This window comes from Mesorhizobium sp. M7A.F.Ca.CA.002.15.2.1 (assembly GCF_003998715.1).
In the GTDB taxonomy this organism is placed as follows: Bacteria; Pseudomonadota; Alphaproteobacteria; order Rhizobiales; family Rhizobiaceae; genus Mesorhizobium; species Mesorhizobium ciceri.
This window is the reverse complement of sequence record NZ_RZPI01000462.1, coordinates 1-4570: the sequence shown is the minus strand read 5'-3', so window position 1 is coordinate 4570 and position 4570 is coordinate 1. Positions and strand designations below refer to the sequence as shown.

The 4570-nt window shown below is 60.2% G+C and carries 6 protein-coding genes and 2 tRNA genes; 5 read left to right on the top strand and 3 right to left on the bottom strand.

The window, feature by feature from the left end:
* Nucleotides 1-582 (bottom strand): hypothetical protein (locus ENZ74_RS34730; protein WP_206522312.1); only part of this gene is annotated, 582 nt, incomplete at its 3' end.
* A 446-nt stretch (nucleotides 583-1028) separates the two neighbouring features.
* On the opposite strand from ENZ74_RS34730, the gene ENZ74_RS22710 reads away from it, so the two are divergent.
* Both ENZ74_RS22710 and ENZ74_RS22705 read left to right on the top strand, forming a co-directional pair.
* Complete coding sequence (locus ENZ74_RS22710) at nucleotides 1029-1250, top strand: hypothetical protein (protein WP_063168124.1); 222 nt, start codon at nucleotides 1029-1031, stop codon at nucleotides 1248-1250.
* Nucleotides 1251-1323: 73 nt separating this feature from the next.
* A complete protein-coding gene (locus tag ENZ74_RS22705; protein ID WP_158515785.1) occupies nucleotides 1324-1497 on the top strand; it encodes a hypothetical protein in 174 nt (57 codons plus the stop codon).
* Here ENZ74_RS22705 and ENZ74_RS22700 read toward each other — a convergent pair.
* On the bottom strand, nucleotides 1479-2747 hold the full coding sequence (locus ENZ74_RS22700; protein WP_063168122.1) for a DUF6538 domain-containing protein: 1269 nt from the start codon (nucleotides 2745-2747) through the stop codon (nucleotides 1479-1481). The genes ENZ74_RS22705 and ENZ74_RS22700 overlap by 19 nt on opposite strands.
* Before the next feature lie 158 nt (nucleotides 2748-2905).
* Nucleotides 2906-2980 (bottom strand) — tRNA-Asn (locus ENZ74_RS22695).
* 224 nt (nucleotides 2981-3204) lie between these two features.
* Here ENZ74_RS22695 and ENZ74_RS22690 point away from each other — a divergent pair.
* The 3 genes from ENZ74_RS22690 to ENZ74_RS22680 all read left to right on the top strand — a co-directional run.
* Entirely contained in the window at nucleotides 3205-3462 is a 258-nt protein-coding gene (locus tag ENZ74_RS22690; RefSeq protein WP_024503836.1) for a hypothetical protein, read from the top strand.
* 288 nt (nucleotides 3463-3750) lie between these two features.
* Nucleotides 3751-3824: transfer RNA gene (locus ENZ74_RS22685), tRNA-Cys, on the top strand.
* Nucleotides 3825-3914: 90 nt separating this feature from the next.
* On the top strand, nucleotides 3915-4570 hold a 656-nt coding region (locus ENZ74_RS22680), incomplete at its 3' end, for a protein-L-isoaspartate O-methyltransferase (protein ID WP_164761141.1).

Here is a 4570-nt window from a genome sequence, read left to right as displayed (position 1 = left end):
TTTCGGGGCCGACCCCTCGTTGCCGGCAGGCGGCGAGTAATCATTCCCTCTGAGCTTTGAATTTCCTTCTGCGGTTCCTTCTGAAACGTTCTCTCTAAATGCCCCTCGGTTTTCCGTTGGGGTAGTCCCTTGGCTTTTCGTGGGGGTAGCCCCTTGGTGTTCCGTGGGGGTCACCTTCCTGCCCCCTCGGTTTTCCGTGGGAGTTGCCCCCACACTTTTCCGTGGGAGTGCCTTTTGCGACACTGGTGGGTCGGACGGTTCCCAGTCGAGGTTGAGAGTAATGCGCATACCTTTGGCATTGCCGGGGGAGTGCTCTACCGTGATGAAACCCTCGGCCTCTAACCACTGGATATGCCCTCGGGCTTGCGTTTCCTTCGGCCCGCTCGCCTGCATTATCTGCCTGTAGGTGAGCCAGCACGTGCTCACGCCCCAGTTCACGGTTTTGTCGATGATGATCAGGATCGTGTCTCGCGTGCCCACCGGTATGTAGTGACGCCAGACGCGGATGTATTGCCGCATGATGCCCTGTTGGGAAATCGTGCGAGACAATGGCCAATTCTCCGGCCTGTAGTGGCTGTGCATCCGCCATTCCTTTTGGTCCGGCTGCTGCACTGGCTCTGTCGTGTCGATGTCTGGGGGATTGTTGGTGTTGTCCGCGTCGGTGGTGGCATCGGCGGATTGAGGGCGTGAATAGGCTAGGTGAGGGGACATTTGGTCTATTCCTTGGTCTGAGAGGGGCGGCACCGCCATCCGACCAAGGAAAAATGCGGCACCGCCCCTGTTGACAGTCCACGCGGCGCAGCGTGAACCAGCGCACCCCATATCTACCATGAGCGTGGTCAAATCGACAGTGCTTCTGAAGTGTAATCGGCAGGAAAAGTTTGCAACAAGTTGCAAAATCAAAGCAATGTGTTGACGAAGACTTCGTATGGCAGTGCGAAAGCTTCTGGGCCAGACGTGCGCTCGTGTTGCTATTCGGGCGAACTGTGCCAGACTCCCGGTCGTGGTCAAAACGGGCGTGAATTTTCATGGACATCATTTTTCCGGTCGCGGCGCTTTGGGTAGCCGGGGGCGTTCTCTTCCTTCAGGGCATCGTCACCAATCGCGACGCCAGCCCGGCAGTGGCGGCGAACTCTCGCGCCGTGGTCGACGATCTCTTGCGGCTCCGGCCGGCCGCGTTGGTCGCGGCGGCGCTCTTCTTGGTTGCCTGGCCCGCCATCTGGATCGGTGCGCATATCGTGCGCCGCTGAGTTTGCACCCGGTTTCAAAAAAGTTGCCCAAGCCATGCTGCATTCTTCGACCATAGCCGACGATCACGGGTCCATGCTGGCCCGGCTCAAAGCCGCCCACGCGTTCGTTGCGTCGCTTGTGGTCGAAGATGCGATCTATGCGCCGATCTTCACGCGGCTAGAGGCGGAAATCGCGGCCGAAGAGGCGAGGGGAGACCCCATCGCCCGGGCGCGGGCAATCGTCGCTGCTCAAAGGGCGAAGCTCTGAAGGATGTCGCGCTTGTGCGCCAACGTCGCGCCTTCGCCGTAGCGTTCCCTGCCCAGCGCATGGCCGAACAGGTCGCGCCGGATACGCTCATCTACCTTGGCGGCAATCATCCGGTCTTCAAAAGAATGCCGCAGGCTGTAGAGAACATGTTCCGGTGTCTCTAACAGGTCGTGTTCCCGAAGGTACTTGTTCACCGTGTCGCTGATCTTGTCCTTGAAACGATAGGTCGGAAAGCCTTGCGGGCAGTGCTTGAAGGCTTCGAGCGACACGCCTACCAGCGGAATGACACGCTCGCTCACCTTGTTCTTTAGCTGCCGGCCTTCCGGCTCAATGCTGATATATGGCACGTCAACATCCAGGCGGATGTGGTGCGGCATGAGCCCGGCCGCTTCGCCGGGGCGATAGCCGGTGTTGATCATGCCAAGCAGGATGCACCGGGCTTCCGTGTTCAAGCTGTCCAGCGCGCCGGGGGCAAGCAGCTTGGTCTTGATCCAGTCGACCGAGAAAGGCGGGCGGGTCCGCTCCTTGTCGGCTTTGAAGGTGAGGCCGTCCAGCGGCAGGACCAGCCCTAGCCGCTTCATCTTGACCACGGTGCGAAGGATATTGCCGATGTGCTGGAAATCCTTGTTAGCAGTGTCGGGCTTGGCATCGCCGGCCGCTATCCGCTCCATCCATGTTTCGCGGAAGTCGAGCATGTCGTCTCCGGTGATCTCTGAAAGCTCCTTGTCGCCGATCTCTTCAATCAAGTTGGCGATGGCACGTTTGCGGGGGTGCTCCCAGCGGCGAAGCTGATCCTCGCTCTTGCCTATCGTGTCCTGCTTGGCAAAGCCCCAATACAACTCCAGTGCCTTGCTGATTTTGATCCCCGGTTCGGGAGCGCCGCCCAGCACGGCGCGCGCCTCGATCTTGGCAGCATCGCCATTGAGCTTCAGGGCGGACTCGACACGTTCGAGCAGCTTTTCGCGGGGGAGTTGGGCGATGCGATCAGCGGGCAGGTAGTTGTAGCCGCGCACGGCGGCCAGTTCCTTCGCCGCTGCAAACCGTCGCTCGGCATCGTCGGTTGCGCCGGCAAGGGTAGCTTCCCAGCCCTCGACCATATGCGCCCATGCGGTTGGAGCCTTCTGTCGCGCAACCGTTTCGGAGTCCGTGTGAAGGCTGATCCAGATTTGAGTGCGCGGCTCGATTGCAGCATAGCGCTTAGGCACTCGGCGGACGATGTGGAAGGTCTTATTGCGGCGCTTGACGTTCATACCGCTACCATGCGCGCTGCGCCTGTGTATGGCAATATGTGCAGCAGGATGTTTAGCAAAATTCCGCGTGCCGATTGATCACCTGACGCTGTCGGCGCGGATTATTCAATTAAACCAAAGCGTTGGAAAGTCTGGCAATGCGCTGAAAGCACAGAAATTGGCTCCCCGGGCCGGATTCGAACCAGCGACCAACCGGTTAACAGCCGGTTGCTCTACCACTGAGCTACCGGGGAACGGAGGCTCTTATGTGAGTGGCGCAGCCTATAGCTGCCCTTTTCGGCTTTGCAAAGAAGCTTTTCACATTTTTCCGAGGCTTTTTCGCATAGGCCTTTCTCGCAATCGTCGAAGGATGCCCTCATATTAGCCGTCTTGGCAGGGATATGGAACCGAAAGCGCGGCGGCGGCTTTGGTTTGAGCATGCTTGCGAACGATCGAAACGGGTCAATCTTTCGAGACGATGACAGCACAAGACAACCAGATGCCGGCGCGCAAAATCTCTGTTTTCGGGCGCGAGTTCAAAATGCCGCGCTCGCGCGGGCTCAGAATCACGATCGGCATCCTGCTGACCATCGGTGGCATCCTCGGTTTCCTGCCGATCCTCGGCTTCTGGATGGTTCCGCTCGGATTGCTGGTGCTGTCCTATGAATTCGCCATGGTCCGCCGTCACCGGCGTCGCTTTGTCGTCTGGTGGGAACGGCGTCGCCGGCCCGATTGACCGCCGATAGCGCAAGGTGGTGTTTCAGTGGGCGGCCTGCTCTTCCAGTGCCTCACGGATCTGCTTGAGAACAGCCGCGGCCGAGGCAAGCCTTGCCCTGTCATGCGGCGACAGGATGCGTTTCTTCTCCCATCAGGCTATGCTTAACTGTCCGCTAATAAAGCGGTCCGATGATTTGCCGGACGCCGTCCGGACTGACGCGAGGAAACCGTTCGGAATGCAAGGTGGCCGCTTGACGGCATTTTCGCCGCAACCTATTGGAACCGGGTGGAACGCCGGGAGCAATGAGGCCTCGTGGCGGAGTGGTTACGCAGAGGACTGCAAATCCTTGCACCCCGGTTCGATTCCGGGCGAGGCCTCCAATGCCCGGGCCCCCGCGCGGCAGCGCAGGGGCCTGAAGTTCCTGACACAATGGACCGCGGTTCTGGCGCGGCAAGCGGACTGGTTGGGACATGAGCGCTGATTTCTCCGAACTACGCGTCAAGATGGTCGACGGCCAGGTCCGCACCACAGATGTGACCAGCGCGCCGCTACTCGATGCAATGCTTGTCGTCCCAAGAGAGATGTTTGTCGGCGCCGCCCAGCGCGATCTCGCCTATATCGACGAGGACATCCGCATTGCAGCCGGCGCGGACGGTTCGCGCTACCTGATGGAAGCGTCGCCGTTGGCCAAGCTTATCCAGCTGGCCGAGATCAACCCGACCGATTCGGTGCTCGATGTCGGTTGCGGAACGGGCTACGCCTCGGCCATCCTGTCGCGGCTGGCCGGGTCCGTAGTGGCGCTCGAAAACGATTCGGCGCTGGCGGAAACCGCCAGATCGACGCTTTCGTCGCTTGGCTGCGGCAATGTGACCGTCGTCCAGGGCGCGTTGCCGCAGGGGCATGCCGCCAAGGCGCCTTATGATGTTATCTTTATCGGTGGCAGTGTCGCGGAAGTGCCGGCCCCGTTGCTCGACCAGCTTGCCGAAGGCGGCCGACTCGTCGCCGTCGAAGGGCAGGGCAATTCCGGCGTGGCCCGTCTCTTTTTCAAGGCCGGGGGGGTTGTAACCGGAAGACGTGCATTTAATGCGGCAATTAAGCCACTACCGGGGTTTGAACGCATTCGTGC